19 protein-coding genes are annotated in these 19,703 nt (G+C 65.5%); 10 read left to right on the forward strand and 9 right to left on the reverse strand.

Annotated elements, in window-relative coordinates:
- Window positions 1-51: 51 nt before the first annotated feature.
- The 6 genes from CBW24_RS15830 to CBW24_RS15855 form a co-directional block, all read right to left on the reverse strand.
- Window positions 52-510 carry a hypothetical protein gene (locus CBW24_RS15830; RefSeq protein ID WP_097374355.1) on the reverse strand — a complete coding sequence of 153 codons (459 nt, stop codon included), beginning with the start codon at window positions 508-510 and terminating at the stop codon, window positions 52-54.
- 106 nt (window positions 511-616) lie between these two features.
- Window positions 617-1,867, reverse strand: a complete 1,251-nt coding sequence (locus tag CBW24_RS15835; RefSeq protein WP_097374356.1) for an NAD(P)/FAD-dependent oxidoreductase — start codon at window positions 1,865-1,867, stop codon at window positions 617-619.
- A gap of 88 nt (window positions 1,868-1,955) precedes the next feature.
- Window positions 1,956-3,467: a M23 family metallopeptidase gene (locus CBW24_RS15840; protein WP_157773249.1), complete on the reverse strand. Its 1,512-nt coding sequence runs from the start codon at window positions 3,465-3,467 to the stop codon at window positions 1,956-1,958.
- A 430-nt stretch (window positions 3,468-3,897) separates the two neighbouring features.
- Entirely contained in the window at window positions 3,898-4,314 is a 417-nt protein-coding gene (locus tag CBW24_RS15845; protein ID WP_097374358.1) for a cupin domain-containing protein, read from the reverse strand.
- Complete coding sequence (locus CBW24_RS15850) at window positions 4,311-5,048, reverse strand: transporter substrate-binding domain-containing protein (RefSeq protein ID WP_097374359.1); 738 nt, start codon at window positions 5,046-5,048, stop codon at window positions 4,311-4,313. The genes CBW24_RS15845 and CBW24_RS15850 overlap by 4 nt, the downstream gene beginning before the upstream one ends.
- Window positions 5,049-5,174: 126 nt before the next feature.
- A complete protein-coding gene (locus CBW24_RS15855; RefSeq protein ID WP_097374360.1) occupies window positions 5,175-6,089 on the reverse strand; it encodes a LysR family transcriptional regulator in 915 nt (304 codons plus the stop codon).
- Between the two features lie 97 nt (window positions 6,090-6,186).
- Between CBW24_RS15855 and CBW24_RS15860 the strand changes: the two genes are divergently transcribed.
- Both CBW24_RS15860 and yghX read left to right on the forward strand, forming a co-directional pair.
- The gene (locus tag CBW24_RS15860) at window positions 6,187-6,702 is read left to right on the forward strand and encodes a lactoylglutathione lyase family protein (RefSeq protein WP_097374361.1); all 516 of its coding nucleotides are present in this window, start codon (window positions 6,187-6,189) and stop codon (window positions 6,700-6,702) included.
- Between the two features lie 148 nt (window positions 6,703-6,850).
- Window positions 6,851-7,732, forward strand: a complete 882-nt coding sequence (yghX, locus tag CBW24_RS15865) for a YghX family hydrolase (protein ID WP_097374362.1) — start codon at window positions 6,851-6,853, stop codon at window positions 7,730-7,732.
- Between the two features lie 46 nt (window positions 7,733-7,778).
- Here yghX and CBW24_RS15870 read toward each other — a convergent pair whose 3' ends face one another.
- Genes CBW24_RS15870 through CBW24_RS15880 form a run of 3 tightly spaced genes read right to left on the reverse strand, consistent with a single transcriptional unit; the run spans window position 7,779 to window position 11,066 of the window.
- Window positions 7,779-9,068 (reverse strand): hypothetical protein, encoded by a 1,290-nt coding sequence (locus tag CBW24_RS15870; protein ID WP_097374363.1) that lies wholly within the window; start codon window positions 9,066-9,068, stop codon window positions 7,779-7,781.
- A gap of 35 nt (window positions 9,069-9,103) precedes the next feature.
- Window positions 9,104-10,297 (reverse strand): pyridoxal phosphate-dependent aminotransferase, encoded by a 1,194-nt coding sequence (locus CBW24_RS15875; protein WP_157773250.1) that lies wholly within the window; start codon window positions 10,295-10,297, stop codon window positions 9,104-9,106.
- A 22-nt stretch (window positions 10,298-10,319) separates the two neighbouring features.
- Window positions 10,320-11,066 carry an SDR family NAD(P)-dependent oxidoreductase gene (locus tag CBW24_RS15880; protein ID WP_088664204.1) on the reverse strand — a complete coding sequence of 249 codons (747 nt, stop codon included), beginning with the start codon at window positions 11,064-11,066 and terminating at the stop codon, window positions 10,320-10,322.
- 205 nt (window positions 11,067-11,271) lie between these two features.
- On the opposite strand from CBW24_RS15880, the gene CBW24_RS15885 reads away from it, so the two are divergent.
- The 8 genes from CBW24_RS15885 (at window position 11,272) to CBW24_RS15920 (ending at window position 19,662) form a co-directional block, all read left to right on the forward strand.
- Window positions 11,272-11,946 (forward strand): GntR family transcriptional regulator, encoded by a 675-nt coding sequence (locus CBW24_RS15885; protein ID WP_198405282.1) that lies wholly within the window; start codon window positions 11,272-11,274, stop codon window positions 11,944-11,946.
- A 95-nt stretch (window positions 11,947-12,041) separates the two neighbouring features.
- Window positions 12,042-13,028, forward strand: a complete 987-nt coding sequence (locus tag CBW24_RS15890; protein ID WP_088664202.1) for a Bug family tripartite tricarboxylate transporter substrate binding protein — start codon at window positions 12,042-12,044, stop codon at window positions 13,026-13,028.
- Between the two features lie 73 nt (window positions 13,029-13,101).
- Window positions 13,102-13,548: a tripartite tricarboxylate transporter TctB family protein gene (locus CBW24_RS15895; RefSeq protein ID WP_088664201.1), complete on the forward strand. Its 447-nt coding sequence runs from the start codon at window positions 13,102-13,104 to the stop codon at window positions 13,546-13,548.
- A gap of 19 nt (window positions 13,549-13,567) precedes the next feature.
- A complete protein-coding gene (locus CBW24_RS15900; RefSeq protein WP_088664200.1) occupies window positions 13,568-15,106 on the forward strand; it encodes a tripartite tricarboxylate transporter permease in 1,539 nt (512 codons plus the stop codon).
- Window positions 15,093-16,148, forward strand: coding sequence for an Ldh family oxidoreductase (locus CBW24_RS15905; RefSeq protein WP_097374365.1), 1,056 nt, complete (start codon window positions 15,093-15,095; stop codon window positions 16,146-16,148). Before CBW24_RS15900 ends, CBW24_RS15905 begins: the two co-directional genes overlap by 14 nt.
- A gap of 45 nt (window positions 16,149-16,193) precedes the next feature.
- Window positions 16,194-16,877 carry a GntR family transcriptional regulator gene (locus CBW24_RS15910; protein ID WP_097374366.1) on the forward strand — a complete coding sequence of 228 codons (684 nt, stop codon included), beginning with the start codon at window positions 16,194-16,196 and terminating at the stop codon, window positions 16,875-16,877.
- Window positions 16,878-17,192: 315 nt separating this feature from the next.
- Window positions 17,193-18,620 carry an MmgE/PrpD family protein gene (locus tag CBW24_RS15915; protein ID WP_232530335.1) on the forward strand — a complete coding sequence of 476 codons (1,428 nt, stop codon included), beginning with the start codon at window positions 17,193-17,195 and terminating at the stop codon, window positions 18,618-18,620.
- A 28-nt stretch (window positions 18,621-18,648) separates the two neighbouring features.
- Entirely contained in the window at window positions 18,649-19,662 is a 1,014-nt protein-coding gene (locus tag CBW24_RS15920; protein WP_097374367.1) for an amidohydrolase family protein, read from the forward strand.
- Window positions 19,663-19,703 lie beyond the last annotated feature (41 nt).

Here is a 19,703-nt window from a genome sequence, read left to right on the forward strand (position 1 = left end):
CGGCCGCCGCGCCCTATAGGGCACGCGGCGGTCAGTCTGCCCGTTTGATCGTCAGTCCGACAGGGACGCGTCGAATTGCAGGATCTCTCTCCCGTCCTCGACGGTGGGGGAGATCACGACCTTGCCATTCTCGATGCCGGTGCCGGAAAACAGCACCTGCCGGTCGGCCAGCGCCTCTGCCGGGTCTTCGACCAGATAGCCCGACGTGCTGAGCGCCTCGCGCCACTCTGCCAGCAGCGCTTCGGCGTCCTCTTCCGTGGCGATGCTGACCATGCGGATGGTGGAGCCTACGGCGCGATCCGCGACCACCTCCGCATCGGCGGGCAGGGTGATGGCCTCCGGCAACCAGTCTATCACGATCTCGGACGCGGGGGTCTGCACCTCCTGCGCGGGGGCCTCCGGCGCGGGCGTGTCCTGTGCCTGCACAGCCGGCGCGGCGAGGCTCATGCACAGCGCGGCAAGCGGGCCTAGGGCGGTGCGAATGGCACGGCGGGGCGGGCGAGGGGGCATAAGGTGTCTCCTGTCTGGGATCGGGCGCGGGTGGCGCGTAGGGGTAACGTGCCAAGTCAACGCGCGCAAACAAGGGGCGGTTGCATCGGCGGAGCGCTGCGCGGCCCTAGCTGCGACGCGCGATCCCGCCCCGGTCCAGCGCCAGCGCGGCGATCACGGGCGCCTCGACAGGCGGGGTGTCCCCGTCGATCTGCGCCGCAAGCACGACGCCGGTGGTCGGGCCGAGCGTGAACCCGTGATGGCCATGCCCGAAATTGACCCAAAGCCCCGCGTGCCCCGGCACGGGGCCGGTCGCAGGGAACATGTCCGGCAGGCAGGGCCGCAGCCCGGCCCAAACCCCGGCGGGACCGCGTGCACCCAGCGGCATCAATTCGCCGACGCTGTGTTCCGCGCGGCGCAATTGGCGGGGATCGTGCTCCGCCTGCGCGGTCAGCCCGGCACCGGTGGTCAGCCGCAGCCCGCCTTGCATCGGCACCAGCATCGCGCCGCAGCCGGTATCGAGTAAGGGACGCCGCAGCACCGGCGCGTCGGGGTAATGGCAATGGTAGCCGCGCTTGCCGATCATCGCGACACGCCAGCCAAACCCGCGCAGCAGGGACGGCGTCCACGGGCCGAGCGCCAGCACGACATGCGGCGCGCTAACGGTGCCTGCCTCGGTCCGCACGGTCCATCCGTTTGGCGCACGGGTCAGGGTTTCGGCATTGCCGCGCAGCACCTGCCCGCCCCGGGCCTGAAACGCGGTGGCATAGGCTGCCACCAGCGCGCCGGGATCACTGCAAACCCATGTCTGCGGCCAGTGGATCGCCCCGGCCAGCCTGCGCGACAGCGGCTCCCTCCGGGCCATGTCCTCGCCGTCATAAACCGCGTGATCCAGCCCGTAGTCCTGCGTCACGCGCGCAGCATCGCGAGCGGCCAGCGCCAGCGCCCGGGGATCGCGAAACCCGATGTGATAACCGATCTCGCGGATCAGGGCCTGTGCGCCCGCGGCTTCGACCAACGGCGCGTGATCGCGCGTCGCGCGGCGCGTCAGCTGGTGATACAGCGCGGAAATCTGTGCGTGGCGCTTGGGCGCGGAATTGCGGAAATAGCCCCATAAGGCGCCCGCCTGCCCCGGCAGGTGGCGCGATGCGTAATGCACGTCATTGCTGCGCCCCAAGGCAATATCCCGCAGCGCGCGCGGGTGGCGTGGCATGGCGTAGGGCTCGGCGGCCTCGGACTGGATCAGCCCGGCATTGCCGAAACTCGTCTCCTGCCCCGGCGCGGCCCGGTCGATCAAAGTAACCTCGTGACCGCGCGCCTGAAGCGCCAGCGCGGTGCCAGTGCCCACCATGCCCGCGCCCAGAACGATCATTTCCATCGGCTCCGCCCCCCGCGGCTCTTGCCTGTGTCGTGGCCTCAGCGTTAGCGGCTGGGGCGCTGCTTGGCCAGTGGGGGGCGGGGCGCGCTTACATATCGCGGGCGGTGCTGGCGATGCGCACGGGGCCGGTGTCGGTCTCGTCGAGCAGCCGGGCGGTCAGGCGGCGGGCGACGGTCAGGCGGGACTGGGCCAGACGCTCTGCCTGACGATCCGGCAGGCGCAGGGTCAGACCGGCGGCGGCATCCTCGGCGATCGCGGTGACGCCGGGGCTTGTCACCTCGGGCGCGAACCAGCGTGCCACGTCCAGCGGATCGACCGCCTGATCCGCGATGCGCAGTTCGTAATGCAGGTGCGGTCCGGTGACCCGCCCGGTGGAGCCGACCTCGCCCAGCGGCGCGCCCGCCTCGACCCGGTCGCCGGTGGCAAGCCCGTCGGCAAAGGCATTCATATGCGCGTAGCGCGACAGGGTGCCGTTGTCATGGGTGACCTCGACGACATTGCCATACGCGCCCATCGGCCCCTTGAAGGTCACCTCGCCCGCCCCGCTGGCAAGGATCGGCGTGCCGGTCGGGGCGGCGAAATCGACGCCGGTGTGCATTTTGCGGGTGCCCAGAACCGGGTGCACCCGCATCCCGTAGGGCGAACTGATCCGCGATTGCAGCACCGGCGGCAGGAACCGGCCCACGGGCGTGCCATTGCGGAAAATCACAGCCGTTTCGGTGGCGGCGGTGGCGCTGCCTGCGGCGTGGTCGTGATCGTGCTCGTCGTCATGCGGCGCGGCATAGGCCGTGGCGCGGGCATTGGGGCCGGGCCAGACGATTTCGCGCGTCACCCCGCCCAGCGACAGGCGGGCAAAGCTCAATTCAGGGCGCCCGACAGCATAGCCGTCTTCGGTGCGTTGCTCCCACCACAGCAGCTCCAGCTCCGCGCCGGGCCAGACGGGGGCGTCGGCGGCGGGGGCGAGCAGATCGGGGGCCAGCATCGACAGCTGTTCGACCAGCTCGGAGGGCAGATCGTCGGCGGCTTCGGTATCGGCGAGCGCGCCGTCCAGCACGATACGGCGGACAACGGGGGCGCGATGGGTTTCGACCTCGACCGTATCGAGCGCAAAGTCCCCGTCACCCGTGCGCCGCGCGATCAGACGATGCCCGCCCGGAATGTCGAGCGCGATTTCCAGCGCGCTGCGATCGGGCAACTGGCTGACACCGACGCGCTGGCCGACGCCAAGCCCGGACAGGTTGAATTCCGCACCGATGGCAGTTGCGGCCTTGGCGCGCAGGGCAGGCTCGATTCCGGCCTCGTTCAGCAACCCGTCAAAGGTCTGGCCCGGCTCCACCACGGCGGTCCAGTGGCCAAACTCCGTCGCGATGGCGTCTTCGCTCACCGACAATGCGGCGGGCTGCGTGGTCCTGGGGGTCGCATTCGGCGCGGCGCCGAGATCCGGCATGGCCGACGTTTCGACCAGCGGCGCGATCAGCGCGGCGGGCGCGGTGAACCGCGCCTCCGGTCCCGCAGGGCGGAACAGGTCGAGCGTCTCGCTGGCGCCGGTCAGCGCGGCAGCGGCGGACGCGGCGCCGGCAATGATCCAGGACAAGGGCATGGCAACTCCGTTGATCTGCATGTGTCAGCCACACCAGACCGCCGCGCGGGGCGGCGATGAAAGGTGGCGGGCTGAGGGTTGATCGGGGTGGCCAGGTGAGCCCGGCCCCGGTGCCTGCATCGTCGGGAAAGATGCTTGGCGACCGTCTTCGGAAGCGGTAGAAAAAGCCTGCGCGGCCCAACGGCAACCCGAAATTTTCGCAGGTTCCATGACTTCACGCGCTGCTGACCTTGCGTGAGCATATCGTGATGACGCGGTGCAGAATCTGCGCGGCATCCCGCCGACGGCGTTTCAGGACAGGCAAATTTCAGCCAGCGCGATCCCGGAACGGGCAGCGCTCGCATGCATCTGCTGCATAGGCGGGCAGGGATGAAGCGGGCGCAAATCCGTCAAATTCGACGATTCGCACCCGGATAGGGGTGAAATCGGCTCAGGTCCGGGTGGCCTGCGCGTGTTCGTCGTCAATCGACTGGCAGATCCTGGTCGCGACCATCGTGCGGGTGGCGGACACGCTGGCATAGGTCCAGAAAATCCGCATCACGCTGTCCGTTTCATTCAGAAACCGGTGCGGCACGTTCGCCGGGATCCATGTGGTGTCGCCCGTGCGGAGCGGATGGCGCATGCCGTCGATTTCGGCGATGGCGTCGCCCTCCAGCACCATCACGCTTTCTTCGCAGTCATGAAAATGCAGCCCGATTGCAGCGCCGGGGTCGAACTCGGTAATGCCGTTGATCAGGCTGGTGGAGCCGCATCCGCGCGTGACCAGCGGGATTGTGCGCGCGCCGTTGCCCCGGTCGTTTCGAGGCAACGCATCGGGGCGCAGGATGGCGGGGGCCGCATCGCTCATGCCGCATCCCCCGGCACGATCGCGCAGGCGCGGGCGACCCCGTGACGTTCGAGAATGTCGCCGGTGGTGCCGGCCCGCGCCAACCGCTGCACGAAGTCCCGCAGATAAGCGCTTGCATCAGGGCGGCCGCGCACAATCGCCATCGCCTGCCGGATCTGCATGAAGGGCGGGGTCAGGACGCGGGCACCGGGACGCTTGGCGGCCTCGGCGGCCATGACATCCCCGATCCCGGCGGCGGCGGTGATTTCCCCCTGATCCAGCGCGGCGAGCATGGCGGTGATTGTCGGGAAATAGACCAGCGCCTCGGCCCCCGGTTGCCGGGCCAGCGTTAGCGTATAGGCCGATCCGTCGACGGTGCCGACCGCCGCGCCAGAGGCCACCAGCGCAGGCGCATCGTCTGCGGTGCAGGCCGGTCCGGCCAGATAGCTGCCCTCGATGCCGACATAGGGGTCGGTGAAATCGATGGTCTCCGCGCGTTTCGGATCGACGGCAAGGAAACAGACATCCCACAGGTCTTCGGTCGCAGAGGAGGAGACATCCACCGCGCGGTCGAAATTGACGAAGTCCAGCGGCAGGTCCAACTCTGCCGCGAGCATCTGCGCCAGATCGACGGAGATGCCTTCGGGCGTGCCGTCAGCCCCGCGCCCGACCAAAATGCGGTTGCCGTGATTGAGCGCGGCGCGCAGCGTGCCGTTTGGCGCGAAATCCGCGCGCAGGGTTTGGGTGACGGTCATGGTTCGATATTCCCCCCGGGTGATCTCACGGCGCGAAACGCCGTGATCGTGAGATGTTTCTGGCGGCTGGAGGCTTGGCTGACAAGGCCGCAGTGACGCAAGGGTGCGGTGCCGCGCGGGCGCAGATCACGCGCGCAGATCGCCGCCATCATCGTCCAGCGCGGCGGCGGTGGCGCGGATGATGCGCTCTGCTGCGTCCAGCCGCGCGGGCATCTGGCGGCCCCGCCGAGAGATCAGCCACAGATCCTGCCGGACGCGATGGGGCAGGGGGATGATGCGCAGCCGCTCGCGATGGGCAAAGCCTGCAAGCCCCGAACGCGGAAGCACCGTATACCCGATCCCGACCGATACCGGCATCGGGATCTGACCCAGTTGGTTGATGCGCCCCCGCTGGCGCAGCCGGTCGCCGCCGGGGTAATCCTCGGGGTAGTTCGGCGCCAGCAGCAGATCGGCCAGCAACGCGGCATCGGGATGCGCGATCAGGCCGCGCTGTTCCAGATCCGCAAGGCTGGGTTGGCCGGGGTCCGCATCGGCGGGGTAGAGAAGGCACAGTTCCTCGCTGCCGATGCGGGCGCCCGTGACACGCCGGTGATCGGGCGCATGGTGCAGTAGGCCGTAGTCAAACCGCCCCTCGGCCACACCGTCTAGGATCGTCGTCTGCGGTGCGGCCTCCACCACCAGATCAAGTGCGGGGCGCGTGGCGGCGTGGCGCAGCAGCCGGGGATAGAGCATCATCGCGAACCCGCCGGGGCAGGCTACGCTGATGCGACCGCGATCAGGGTCGTCCGCGCCGATGCCCGCGCGCAGGCTGGCCTCCTCGGCGCGGCGGGCAAGGCCGAGCGCGCGCACCCGTTCCCCCGCCGGGGTCAGGGTAAAGCTTCGGCCATCGCGGCGCAGCAACGGTGTGCCAAGCTGCGCTTCGAGCTTCTTCACATGCTGCGAGACGCCCGGCTGCGTCATGTTCAGCGCGGCAGCCGTGCGGGTCATGCTGCCCGTCTCGCTGAGCGCGGTGAAGGTTTCGAGCCATTGGGCGTTCAGCATTGGTCATAACAATACGTTTGAAAATCTAATCCAAAGAATAATTTTTCATTGGGTCATGGCAAGCCTATTTCGGGGTCAGCAACCACAGGAGGCTTTCATGTCCGACCACCCTCACCCCACCGCGCCGCGCAGCTTCTCTCATATCGGGCTGTCGGTGCCCGATCTTGACGCGGCGGTGAAATTCTACGCCGAGGTGCTTGGCTTCTACGTCATCATGCCACCGACCGAGATCACCGAAGACGACAGCGATATCGGTGTGATGTGCACCGACGTGTTCGGGCCGGGCTGGTCCCGCATCCGCATCGCGCATCTGGCCAGTGCCGACCGGATCGGGTTTGAGCTGTTCGAATTCGACGGCAACCGCGCGCCCGAGGACAATTTGGATTATCGGCGTCACGGGCTGTTCCACTTTGCCGTGCAAGACCCCGATATCGAAGCTCTGGCCGCGCGGATCGTCGCGGCAGGCGGCAAGCAGCGGATGCCCGTGCGGGAGTATTTCCCCGGCGAGAAACCCTATCGTATGGTCTATGTCGAAGACCCGTTCGGCATCGTGTTCGAGCTTTACAGCCATTCCTACGAGCTGACCTACTCCGCCGGGGCCTATGGCGCCTGACTGAGCGGCCTCCGTGCGACGGGCAAAGATTTCAGCCCGCGCACGCGATTGTCAATTGTTGCACCGTGGCGGGCTGGCTCATCCTGAGCGGGTGCCGTCACGGGCGCGAGGTTCGTGACGCCATTTCTGTCCAGCCAAGGATTTTATCATGACGCGCATGACCGCTCGGGATTTCAGCCCGGAATTGCTCGAACTTTACGATTATTATGCCCACGGGATGATTTCCAAGCGCGAGTTTCTGGACCGTGCGGGGAAATTCGCGATTGGCGGACTGACGGCAGCGGCGATCCTTGGGATGATGAGCCCCAATTACGCGATGGCCGAACAGGTCTCGTTCAACGATCCCGACATCACCGCCGAATGGATCACCTATCCTTCGCCCAACGGGCATGGCGAAATGCGCGCCTATATGGTGCGCCCGAACGGCGTGGAAACCGCGCCGGGTGTTGTGGTGGTGCACGAAAATCGTGGCTTGAACCCCTATGTGCAGGACGTCGCGCGCCGTTTGGCCAAGGCCGGGTTCATGGCGCTGGCCCCGGATGGTCTGACGCCGATGGGCGGCTATCCGGGCAATGACGAGGAGGGCCGTGCGCTGCAGCAGCAGGTCGATGGCGAGAAGCTGATGAACGACTTCTTTGCCGCGATCAAATTCCTGATGGCGCATGAGCGGGTGTCGGGGAAGGTCGGCATCACCGGGTTCTGCTATGGCGGCGGTGTCGCCAATGCCGCGGCGGTGGCCTATCCCGAGCTAGGCGCGGCGGTGCCGTTCTATGGCCGCCAGCCGGACGCGGCGGATGTGCCCAAGATCGAAGCACCGCTTTTGATCCATTACGGCGCGCTGGACGAACGGGTGAATGCCGGCTGGCCGGCCTATAAAGAGGCGCTCGACGCGGCGGGCAAGACCTACGAGGCCTATATCTACGAGGGCGCAAACCACGGATTCCACAACGATTCCACCCCGCGCTACGATGAGGCGGCGGCGGAACTGGCATGGCAGCGCACCGTCGATTGGTTCCGCAAGTATCTGTGATCTAGACAAAACGCCCACCGCCTGATCGGGGCGGTGGGCGCGACGCTTAGCTGAGCCGGTCGATCAGCGGCCCGATGTCGAGCAGATACATCTGACGCGGGCCTTCATGTACGGAGTCGATGCAGACCTGCCGGTTGTCACGGCTCCAACGCGGATGCAGGTCGCAACGGTTATGTTTGCCCAGATCCGACGGCGTGTAGAACGAGCCCAGATCGTAACGCAGATCCCGGTCGCAATCATAAAGGAACAGCGCGCGCTTATCGGTGGCGGCGTCGGGATAGGTGTCCGACAGCATCCAGCGGCCATCGGTGCCGTAGGTCATATGCCCGTTCTCCGTCAGGATGCCGGGGCCGACCTGCGCCACGCTTCCCGTGCGGTCGTTATAAAGCTGATAATGGATCTCGCCCTGATGCGGGCCCCAGACGATCACCTCGTCATCGGATTTCCACAGCGGATGGGAAATCTGCCATTCGGATTTTTCGTAATCGAAAGTGCCGTGCTGCGAGGGGTCGAAATCCTCGGCCAGTTGCGGCAGCGGGTGGTCGGTATCCTCCAGCAGCCGCAGGTCGGTGCCGTCGCCGTTGATGGTATAAAGCCGGTGGAGATAGCAGAATTCGTCATCGGGGCGTTCGGTCCAGCGATGGATGAACAGGAAGCGGGTGCCCGAGGGGTTCACCTCCATATGGGTGATCCAATGCATCGCGTTGTCCATCGAGGCGACATGCTCGAAATCGAACAGCCGCTTCAGCGAACAGATCAGGTTCGTCTCTCCGGTCTCGATATCCATGCGCCAGATGCCGTCATCCTCGGGCGCAAGCTTCAGCTCCGGCTCGGACTGCGTGGCGGGATAGCCGATGGTGCGGTGGGTGCGGATGAACCGGGCATAGTTGATGGTCAGCGCAAAGCTGCCATCGGGCGCCATGACGTAGATCGGCGCGGGCAGTTCGCGGTCCTCGCCCGTGTCTGCGTCGACCACGCGTGACCGGAAATCGGGATAGATGTTCGTCGCCGTGGCAGGCCCCGTGGCGCGGGTGTTGTAGATGGCCCGGTTCGACTGACCCAGCCACTGCAACTGACAGCCCATCTGCCAGTTCCACGCGGTCGTCTCGCCCAGCTTATGCCAGCGGTCGCCATTGGCCAGATCGAAAAAGCCGACCTCGGCCGTTTCGCGCCCGGTCAGATTACCGGTGAAAAGCGGGGTGCGATTGCCCAGAAGCCGGGTGTCGGCGGGGCCGAAATTGGTCTTGTTGTAGTAGCCGAAGAAGCTGTGCTTCTCGCCGTCGCCGACACGGCGGATCGGCACTTCGCCGGATACGTCGATGATCTTATCGCTCATGGGGTCCTCTCGGAATTTGGCAATGAGGCGGGCCGTCAGGCCAGCGCCTCGAAAAATGCGTCCATGCGGTCCATCGCGGTCGCGATCACCTCCTCGGAGGTGGCAAAGGACATGCGGAAGAAGCCCGGCTGCAAAAAAGCGGAGCCGGGGATGGCGGCGATCTCCGCCTGTTCCAGCAGCGCCTCGCAGAAGCTTACGTCATCCTCGATGCGGATCCCGGCGACCGTCTTGCCATAGGTCTCGCGGATATCGGCAAAGATGTAGAACGCGCCTTCGGGCGGGATGTAGCGCAGATAGGGCATCCGCCCCAACCGTTCGGTGATCAGATCCTTGCGCTTTTGGTATTCGGCGGCCATCGCATCGATGTCGTCCTGCCCGTGCTGCAAGCCGCCCAAGGTCGCCCATTGCGCGATGGAGTTCGGACCCGACGTGTTGTGCCCCTGAAGCATCGTCATGCGGCGGATCAGCTCTTTGGGCCCGATGGCAAAGCCGATGCGCCAGCCGGTCATGGCGAGGCTTTTGGAGGCGCCGTTGATGTGCAGCACATGCGCGCGCGCCTCTGGGCACAGGTTCAGCGGGTTGCGATATTCCGCCCCGTCGAACACGATCCGCTCATAGATCTCATCATTGATGATGGTCAGGTCATGTTCCATCGCCAGTTCGCACAGCCCGATCACCAGATCGTCGCCATAGATCCGCCCCGACGGATTGTTGGGGGCGTTGAGCATGATGATCCGGGTGCGGTCGGTGATGGCCGCACGGATATCGTCCAGCGCGAAATCGAGCGTTTGCGGGTCCGTTTCGATCACCACGGGCGTGGCATCGAGGAACCGCACCTGTTCGAGATAGCTGACAAAGGCCGGAGCGATGATGATCGCCTCGTCGCCGGGATTGAGCAGCGCGGCGCAGGCCTCGAACAGCAGCGGCTTGCCGCCGGAGCCGATCATCACCTCGTCAAAGCTGTAGTCGAGCCCGAACCGCGTGCCGTAGTAATGCGCGACCTCTTCGCGCAACTCCCGCAGGCCGGCGGCGGGGGTGTAGAACGTATGCCCCGCCTCCAGCGCCGCGCGCGCCGCGTCCATCACCGCGGGAGGGGAGACGAAATCCGGCTCCCCCGTGGAAAGCGAGATCACATCCCGCCCCTGCCGCCGCAGATCGGCGGCTTTTTCGGACACCACGCGGGTGGCGGCCGGGTGCAAGCGGGTCAGACGATCGGAAATGCGCGTCATTGGTGTCGTCCCATATCCCGGATCAGGTGGCCTGACCGCCATTGGCACCGATCATCTGTCCGGTGACAAAGCGGCTTTCAGGAGAGGCGAGGAAGGTCACGACCGCGGCCACATCCTCGGGATCGCCCATGTAGCCCACGGGAATCGGGGCCAGTTTCTTCGGGTCGGTGCCATCGCGGCCCTCGGTCAGGATCTGACCCGGCGAGACGGCGTTGACGGTCACGCCCTGAGGGCCGAATTCGGTGGCGAGCGCCTTGGTCAGGCCCCAGAGCCCGTGTTTGGCGACGGAAATCGGCGCGCCTTCGAAATAGCCTTTGATCGCTTTCATCCCGGTCATCGAGATGATGCGGCCCCAGCCGTTTTCGACCATGCCGGGCAGGAAAGCTTGGCTGGTGTGGAAGGCGGCGGTCAGGCCGGTATCGATCACCTCGTCCCATTCCGATTTCGGGGTTTCGAGATAGGGACGATGCGGGCGCACGGCGGCGTTGTTGACGAGGATGTCGATGGTCCCGAACCGCTCCAGCGCGGCATCGGTCATGGAGCGAATCGCATTGGCATCGCCCATGTTGCCCATGACGACCAGCGCCTGGGCGCCCTCGGCCTCGACCATGCGGGCGGTTTCGTCACAGGCGTCGCGATTGCTGACGCCGTTGATCACCACATTGGCGCCGCGCGCGGCAAGCTGCACCGCGATGGCGCGCCCGATATTGCGGCCCGACCCAGAAATAAAGGCGGTCTTGCCCGCCAGCGCACTGTCTTTGATGGTCATGTCTTGCACTTTCCTTCCCTGACTGTCCGCAAATTCGGCTCATGCGCCCGGCCCGCATCCGCACACCCGAAATCGGGGTGCGGAGCGACGGAACGGATCGCGGTAATGGACAGTCCTCCGAGGCCGGAGAATGCGCATGTGCCGACAAACTGTCAACACAATGAATACTGTTGACACTTTGTCGGCAAAAGAGTTTGGTGGCGGCATGGATATTTCGAATGACACCCGGAGCCGGCTGGCGGCGCGACGCGACAGATCGCTGACATCCATTGTCCGCGATAAGCTCGAAGAGCTGATTCTGCGCGGCAAGCTCGTCGCGGGAACGCGGCTGAACGAGCAGGCGCTGGCCAAGGAGCTGGGCGTCAGCCGGGGCCCGATCCGCGAGGCCGCCCGCCTGCTGGAGCGTGAGGGACTTGTGTCCTCCGTCGCCAATCAGGGTGTCTTTGTTCGGCAATTGTCGATCGAGGAGGCGCTCGAGCTTTACGATCTGCGCGCCTATATCGCGGGCTACGCCTGTGCGCGGCTCGCCGACCGGGCCAGCGACGCGGAAAAGGCCGAAATGCGCGGCCTCGTCGAAGAGATGGACCGCTGCATCGAGACCAATGACGAAGCCCGCTATTTCGAGTTGAACCTGCAATTCCACGACCGGATCGCGGAATTGTCGGACGGCAGCCGAACGCTCGCGCTTTACACCTCGCTTGGTAAGGAAGTGCGGCTGCTGCGGCGACGTGTGCTGCGCGGCGGGGCGTCGATGAATTTTTCGAACGAGGAGCACAAGCAGATCCTCGAAGCGATCGAAACAGGGGATGCCCGCGCGGCGCGGGAGGCCGCCGAGCAGCATCACATCAACGGTAAGCGGCGCTGGCTGGACACGCTCTAGACAGCAGTTGCCGATTTGATCGTCGGCCCGGACATGCCGGGCTGGCGGAACGGAACATGCGGCGCAAACCCGCATGATGATAGGGAGGAGATATCATGACATCTATCACCACACGCACCGGTGGCGGTCTGCGGCTGGCAGGGCTGGCGGCAGGTTGCGCGCTTGGCCTCGCCTTTGCGGCGCCCGCGCTGGCACAGGACTACCCGACCGAGGATCTGGACTGGACCATCGCGTTCGGCCCCGGTGGCGGCAATGACATCATGGCGCGGACCATGGTGGACATCATCCAGAAATACGACCTTTACGGCGAAGACATCCGCGTCGAAAACCGCGCAGGCGGCAGCGGCGCCGTGGGCTGGGGGTATCTCTATTCCAAGGCGGGCGACGGCTATAACATCTCGACCACGTCGGGCAGCCTGATCACCACGCCACTGCAGGCCGATACCCCGTGGTCGCCGTCGGATTTCGTGCCGATTGCCCTGCTGGCGACCGACGACCTTGCCATCATGGTCGGCGGTGAGTCCGAGTGGGACACGATCGAGGATTTCATCGCCGCGGCAAAGGAAACCCCGCCGACGCTTGCCGGGACCGGCACCGTCAACGTGGACTTCATCGTGCCGACGCTGTTCGCAGAAAAAGCCGGGTTCGAGTTTGAATACGTCTCCTTCAACTCGATGGCCGATATGCAGACCGCTCTGCTGTCCGGCGCGGTCGACGCGATGGTCGGCAACCCCGGCGAAATCGTCGGTCTGGTCGAATCCGGCGACATGAAAGCGCTGGTCTATAGTGGCGAAACCACCCCTCCCGCGCTTGGCGATGTGCCGACGATGGACGAAAAGGGCTGGGGCGTCGGTGTGTCGATGCCGCGCGGCGTGATCCTTGCCCCCGATGCGCCGCAGGAGGCCGTCGATTTCTGGATCGAGACCGTCAAGAAGATCGTCGATACCCCCGAGTGGGACAAATACATCGAAACCAACCTGCTGACCGAAAACATCAAATACGGTGATGAGTTCGGCACCTTCCTGCAAAACACGCAGGACGGCTTCGAGAAGGTTCTGCGCGCCCAAGGCGCGATCGACTGAAACTGACCTGACAGGAACCACCGCCGGTAGGGGAGCCCCTTGCCGGCGGTGTGTTCACTGGGAGCCTCACGCCATGCGCATCGTCTTCTTTCTCGTGATCCTCGCTGCGGGGATCATGTATTCCTACACGGCCTTCATTGATCTCGACTTCATGACCCGCACCGGGCGTCTGGGTCCGGGCTTTTTCCCACGCATCATCGGCGTTCTGATGGTCGGTTTCACGCTATACGCGATGGTGACCGAATTGCGGCCCGCAGCCGATGCGCCCGGCGCACGCGGTTATGGCGGACAGGTCGCGCTCATCATGGGGCTGGGCATCGCCTATGTCGCGCTGCTGGGCGTTCTGGGCGGGGTTCTGGCCACCGTGCTGTTCCTGTTGGTCGCCCTGTTGCTGCTGAACCCCGGACGACTGGTCCAGAACGTCGCGGTCGCCCTGCTGGTGCCCGTCGCGATCTACATCCTGTTCGACACCTTGCTGAACGCGGCCATCCCCGAAGGCATGCTGCCGCTTCCCTTCTGATTTCTGGAGACATTCCGTCATGGATCTATTCGCTGACCTCTGGATGGGATTGTCGGTCGCGATCAGCCCCATCAACATCCTTTATCTGCTGATCGGCGCGATGGTCGGGATGACCGTCGGTGTCATCCCCGGCTTTGGCCCATCGGCCGGTCTGGCCATTCTGTTGCCGGTGACCTTCGGGATGGACCCGATCAGCGCCGTCATGATGCTTGCCGCGATTTACTACGGCGCGATGTATGGCGGGACGATCACGTCGATCCTGCTGAACACGCCGGGGGAATCCGCAACCGTCGCCAGCACGTTCGATGGCTATCCGCTGGCACAAAAGGGCCGCGCCGGTCCGGCGCTGGTGATGCAGGCCGTCGCCTCCTTCGTGGGCGGCACCGTGGGTGTCATCCTGATCACGCTGCTGGCCCCGGCCTTTGCACAGGTGGCACGCAACTTCGGCCCGCCGGAATACTTCCTGCTGGCGATGCTGGGCATGCTGACCCTGCTGGTCATGATCGGCGACAACTGGAAACTGGGCGTGATTTCCGCGCTGATCGGCTTTGCGCTTGGCACTGTCGGGGTGGATCTCGAAACCGGGCAAAGCCGCTACACCTTCGGGTCGGCGGAATTGATCGGCGGCATCCACTTCATCCCGATCGCCATTGGCCTTTTTGGTCTGGGGGAGCTTTATCACGCGTTCTACAAAGGCCTGCACAAGACGGGCACCGGCTCCATCGCCAGCTATGACCGCAAGAAAGGCTTCTGGCCCGATGCGCAGGACTGGATTTCGACTCGGTTCACGATGGTGCGCGGCTCGCTTCTGGGTTTTGTCGTCGGCGTCATTCCCGGCGCGGGCGCGACCATTGCGTCGCTCATGGCCTACTCGTTCGAGCGCTCCTTCTCGAAGCATCCCGAACGCTTCGGCAAAGGTGAGATGGCGGGCCTCGTCGCGCCGGAATCGGCCAATAACGCGGCCTCCTCCGGGGCCATGATCCCGCTGCTGACGCTGGGCATTCCCGGCTCCGCATCCACCGCGGTGCTGCTGGCGGCATTCCTGCTCTGGGGCATGCGTCCGGGGCCGCTGTTCATGAGCCAGAACCCGGAATTCGCATGGGGCCTCATCGCCTCCATGTATCTGGGCAACATGGCGCTGCTGGCGCTCAACATCTTTGCGATCCCGCTTTTCGTGCAGATCATCCGCGTGCCCTATCGCATCCTCGCACCTTGTGTCGTCGTGATCTGCACGCTGGGCACGTTCAGCGTCGCCAGCTCGATGGTGGAGGTCTATTTGATGTTCGCCGCCGGGATCATCGGCTTCTTCATGCGCAGCTACGGCTTCTCGCCCGCCGCGCTGGTGCTGGCGCTGGTGCTGGGTCCGCTGGCCGAAGAGGCGCTGCGCCAGACGCTGACCATCTCGCGCGGGTCGTTCACGATCTTCCTCGAACGTCCCGGCTCGATCTGGATCATGGTGGCCACCGCCGTGCTGCTGATCGTGCTGCCGCTGCTGCAACGCTATGGCCGCCGGGCCGAAGCCCCCGCCGCCGGAGATGCCGAGAATGCAGGAAGCTGATCGGCGGATCAGTCCGGATGCGGCGCGCGATCTTGCGCGCCGCGCCTTTACCACGCTTGGCGTGCCGACCCCGGTGGCAGAGGATGCCGCCGGGGTTTTGCTATGCGCCGAGATGATGGGTATCACCACCCACGGGCTGAACCGGGTGGTCAGCTATGGCGCGCGGCTGGCCGGGGGCGGGATTGACCCGGCGGGGCGGATCACCGCGACCCGGATCGCCCCGGCGCTGGTGCAGGTGGATGGCGGCAATGCGCTGGGGCCTGCGGTGGGCGCGCGCGCGCTTGACGCAGCGCTGGAGGCCGCGCGGGAGACGGGCGCAGGCGTGGCGCTGTGCCGCCATTCCAACCATTTCGGGGCCGCCGCGCCCTATTGCCTGCGGGCCTGTGAGGCCGGGTTCGCGCTGATGGTGATGTCGAACGCCACGCCGCTGCTGGCACCTGCGGGCGGGCGCGCGGCGGCGGTGGGCAACAATCCCCTGGGCTTCGGCTTTCCGGCGGCGGACGGGCGGCACGTCATTGTCGATATGGCGCTGTCGGTGGTGGCCCGGTCGCGCATTCGCCGCGCGGCTGAAACGGGGGAGCCGATCCCCGAAGGCTGGGCCACCGATGCCGAGGGCCGCGCCACCACGGACGCCGCCGCCGCCATGAAGGGCGTGTTGCAGGGCATTGGCGGGCATAAAGGCTACGGCCTCGCGCTTGGGGTCGAAATGCTGGCGGGGGTGTGGTCCGGGGCCGCATTCCTGACGCAGATTGCGGATCTGGCGCGGGACGAGGCGGAGGACAAACCCGTCACGCAGGATCTGGGGCAGGCGTTCATCGTGCTCGACCTTGCGCGGTTTCAGCCGGGGGACACCGGCGCGGCCCGGATGGCCGAGGCGCGCGCCCGGCTGACCGCGATCCCGCCCGCCTATGCCGACGCGCCGGTGCGGCTGCCCGGTGACCGGGCATTGGCGCATCTGGCGCAGGCGCGGGCGGAGGGCGTGCCGGTGGCCGCCCGCACCCTCGCCGCCCTGCGGGAACTGGCCGGAGAGGGGGCTAGATAGGCAAGGCTTATTGACCTTTTCGTCATCCCGCGTAAAAGCCGAGCGATGAGCAAACCCCGTGATCCCTATGCCCGGCTGTCTGGCGCCCTGACCGCGCCTCTCCGCACCCTGAGCCAAATTGCCGCCGAGGCGATCGAAGGCCTGATCGCGGAAGGGGAGCTGAGCTCCGGCGACCGGATCAATGAAAGCCATCTGGCCGAAACGCTGGGCATCAGCCGGGGACCGATCCGCGAAGCCTGTCGCACGTTGGAGCAGGCGGGGCTGCTGGTCAGTATTACCAACAAGGGCACCTATGTGCGCGCGCTCGGCGTCGAACAGGCGCAGCATCTTTACGAATTGCGCGCTGCGCTGGCTGGTCTGACCGGGCGGCTGGTGGCCCGGCGAGGGCAGGATGAGGATATCGCGGGCATCGTCGCGCTGGTCGATCAGATGGATGCGGCGGTCGCGGAATGCGATCCCGAAAGCTATTTCCAACTGAACCTCGATTTCCACGCCCGGCTGATCGAGGTGGCGGCGAACCCGGAATTGACGGTGACCTACGAGCGCACGGTAAAGCAATTGCTGCTGATGCGGCGGCGGGGGCTGGTGCAAGCCCGCAATATCCGGGTTTCAAACACCGAACATCGCCGCATTGCCGATGCGCTGCAGGCCCGCGATCCCGACGCCGCCGATGCGGCCATGCGCGCACATGTCGAAAGCGGCTTTCGCCGTCTGATCGACACCGCCTGAGCGCCCCGCACCCACCTTCCGAAAATTGTAGACGCGGCTGTTGACCAGACCGGCGGCGGAGCCATGCCGCCGCGCGGCAAATTCTTGAAAAACCTAAGTGTCAACAGTTGACGCGCTGTGAACAGTTTGTCATTACTCATCGTCGAGAGCTGCGCCGCGCGGCCCTTTGGACTGCCTCCCCCGTCCTGTTTTCCGGGCTCGGTCGGCACTGCCCCGCGGGGTGGTGATCCGGCCCATATGCCCCGAACGGACCGGCAGGGGCGCTGGCGGGTGACAGGCGGTTGCGACAGACACGAGCAGGAGGAGACTGACGCAATGTCGGCCCAGAAAAACGCCTATGCCGAAATGCCGGAAAGCACCCGGATCACCGAAGACGCCGCGCAGTTCATCGAGACTGTCCGCTTCGACGATATCCCCGAGGAGGCGCTGCGCATCGGCAAGCGCTGCATGATCGACGCGCTAGGTCTGTATGTGGCGGGCTCCGAGGAGCATTCGGTGCATATGCTTGCCGACGAGGCCCGCGATTACGGCGGCCGGTCCGATGCGCGGCTGCTGGGCGACAGCATCAAGGTGCCGGCCCCGATGGCGGCGCGGGTGCTGGGCACCGCCGGTCATGCGCATGATTGGGATGACAGTCAGGTCAGCCTCGATCCCGCGCATATCTACGGCCTGCTGACCCACCCGACGATCCCGCCGCTGACCGCCGCGCTGGTGATGGCGCAGAAGCTCGCCCCCGTGTCGGGCCGCGATTTCATGCTCGCGTTCCTCACCGGCTTTGAGGTGGAGTGCAAGATTTCCGAATGGATGCTGCCGCGCCATTACATGCAGGGCATGCATACCAGCGGCACCGTTGGCCATTTCGGCGCCTTTGCGGCGGCGGCGAAACTGCTGGGACTGACGGGCGACAAGCTACGTGCGGGTCTGGGCATCACCGCCAGCTTCGCCGCGGGCATCCGCTGCAATTTCGGCACCATGACCAAGCCGCTGCATGTGGGCCGGGCGGCAGAGAACGGCGTGACGGCGGCATTGCTGGCCGCGCGCGGGTTCACCGCCGATCCTGAGGCGCTGGACGGGCCGTGGGGCTTCATGGCCGTGCAGGGCGGTGGCGTCAGCCCTGAAAAAGTGGCCCAAGGGTTCGGCAAGACATGGACGATCGTCGATCCCGGCGTGTCGATCAAACCCTATCCCTGCGGTGTGCTGACCCATCCGACCATCGATCTGATGCTGCGGCTGGTGACGGAGGCCGATCTGGCCCCCGAAGACATCGCGCAGGTCACCGTGCATGCGGGCAGCAACATCCTGAAGCCGATCCGTTACCCGATTGCCGCCAACCATTTGCAGGCGAAATTCTCGCTGCCCGCCGCGCTTGCCATGATCGCGCTGGAACGCAAGGCCGGCAAACGCGAATTTTCCGACGCTTTCGTGGCCAGCGACGCGATGCAGGACATGCAACGCCGCATCACGACCGAGTTCGACGCCGAGATCGAAGCCAAGGGCTTTGACAAGATGCGGTCGCGGATCACGATCCGCATGGCCTCGGGCGGCGAAGTCGCGGGCTGGGCGGATGAGCGCTATCGCGGCGGTCCCGAAAACCCGCTGAGCGATGTGGAGGTCGAGGACAAGCTGCGCTCCTGCTGCGACGGGGTGCTGGACGCCGCCGCGCAAGACCGGCTGATCGCCCAGGTCTGGGGCGTGCTCGATATGGACGACGCCGGCACACTTGCCGATTTGATGCAGGCCTGAGGGCCGACCAAGGGGGAGGAGACCCACTATGATCATTGATTGCCACGGGCATTACACCACATCGCCGAAGCAGTTGGTGGAATGGCGCAACGCGCAGATCGACGCCAAAGGGGACCGGTCGCAGATGACCGACCCCGATGGCCCGTCCTTCACCGATGATGAAATCCGCGAAAGCCTGCTCGACAAGCAGATCAAGACGCAGCTGGACCGCGGCATCGACCTGACGCTGTTTTCGCCGCGCGCGGCGGCGATGGGCCAGCATATCGGTGACGAAGCCATGTCGATGCAGTGGAGCCGGGTCTGCAACGACCTGATCCACCGCGTGTGCGAGATCTTCCCGGAGCATTTCGCCCCGGTGTGTCAGCTGCCCCAATCGCCCGGCTGCCGCCCCGAAAACGTGATCCCCGAACTGCGCCGCTGCGTGGAGGAGTTGGGCTTTGTCGGCTGCAACCTGAACCCCGATCCGGCGGGGGGCTACTGGACCGATCCGCCGATGACGGATGAATGGTGGTTCCCGCTCTACGAAGTGCTGGAAGAGATGGACCTGCCCGCGATGATCCACGTTTCGGGCTCGTGCAATCCCAACTTCCAGTATAGCGGCGCGCATTACATCAATGGCGACACGTCTGTCTTCATGCAGATCCTCGACAGCGACCTGTTCGAGCGGTTCCCGAAGCTGAAGCTTATCATCCCCCACGGCGGCGGCGCGGTGCCGTTCCACTGGGGCCGCTATCGCGGTCTGGCAATGGACCGCAACCGCAAGGAACCGGCGCAGATGATGGGCAAGAACATGTTCTTCGACACCTGCGTCTATCACCAGCCGGGGATCAATCTGATGACCGAGGTGGTGCCGGTGGACAACGTGCTGTTCGCGTCTGAGACCTTTGGTGCCGTGCGCGCTATCGATCCGGAAACCGGCCATCAGTTCGACGACACCAAGCGCTACATCGAAAACAGCCCGCATCTGAGCGACGCCGACCGGCAGAAGATTTTCGCCGGCAATGCGCAGCGGGTGTTCAACCGGCTGAAGATCGCCAGCTGATCGAATGAATGAATGGACCGGACGCGGGGTGCCTGCGTCCG

This window comes from Pacificitalea manganoxidans, assembly GCF_002504165.1.
Taxonomy (GTDB): domain Bacteria; phylum Pseudomonadota; class Alphaproteobacteria; order Rhodobacterales; family Rhodobacteraceae; genus Pacificitalea; species Pacificitalea manganoxidans.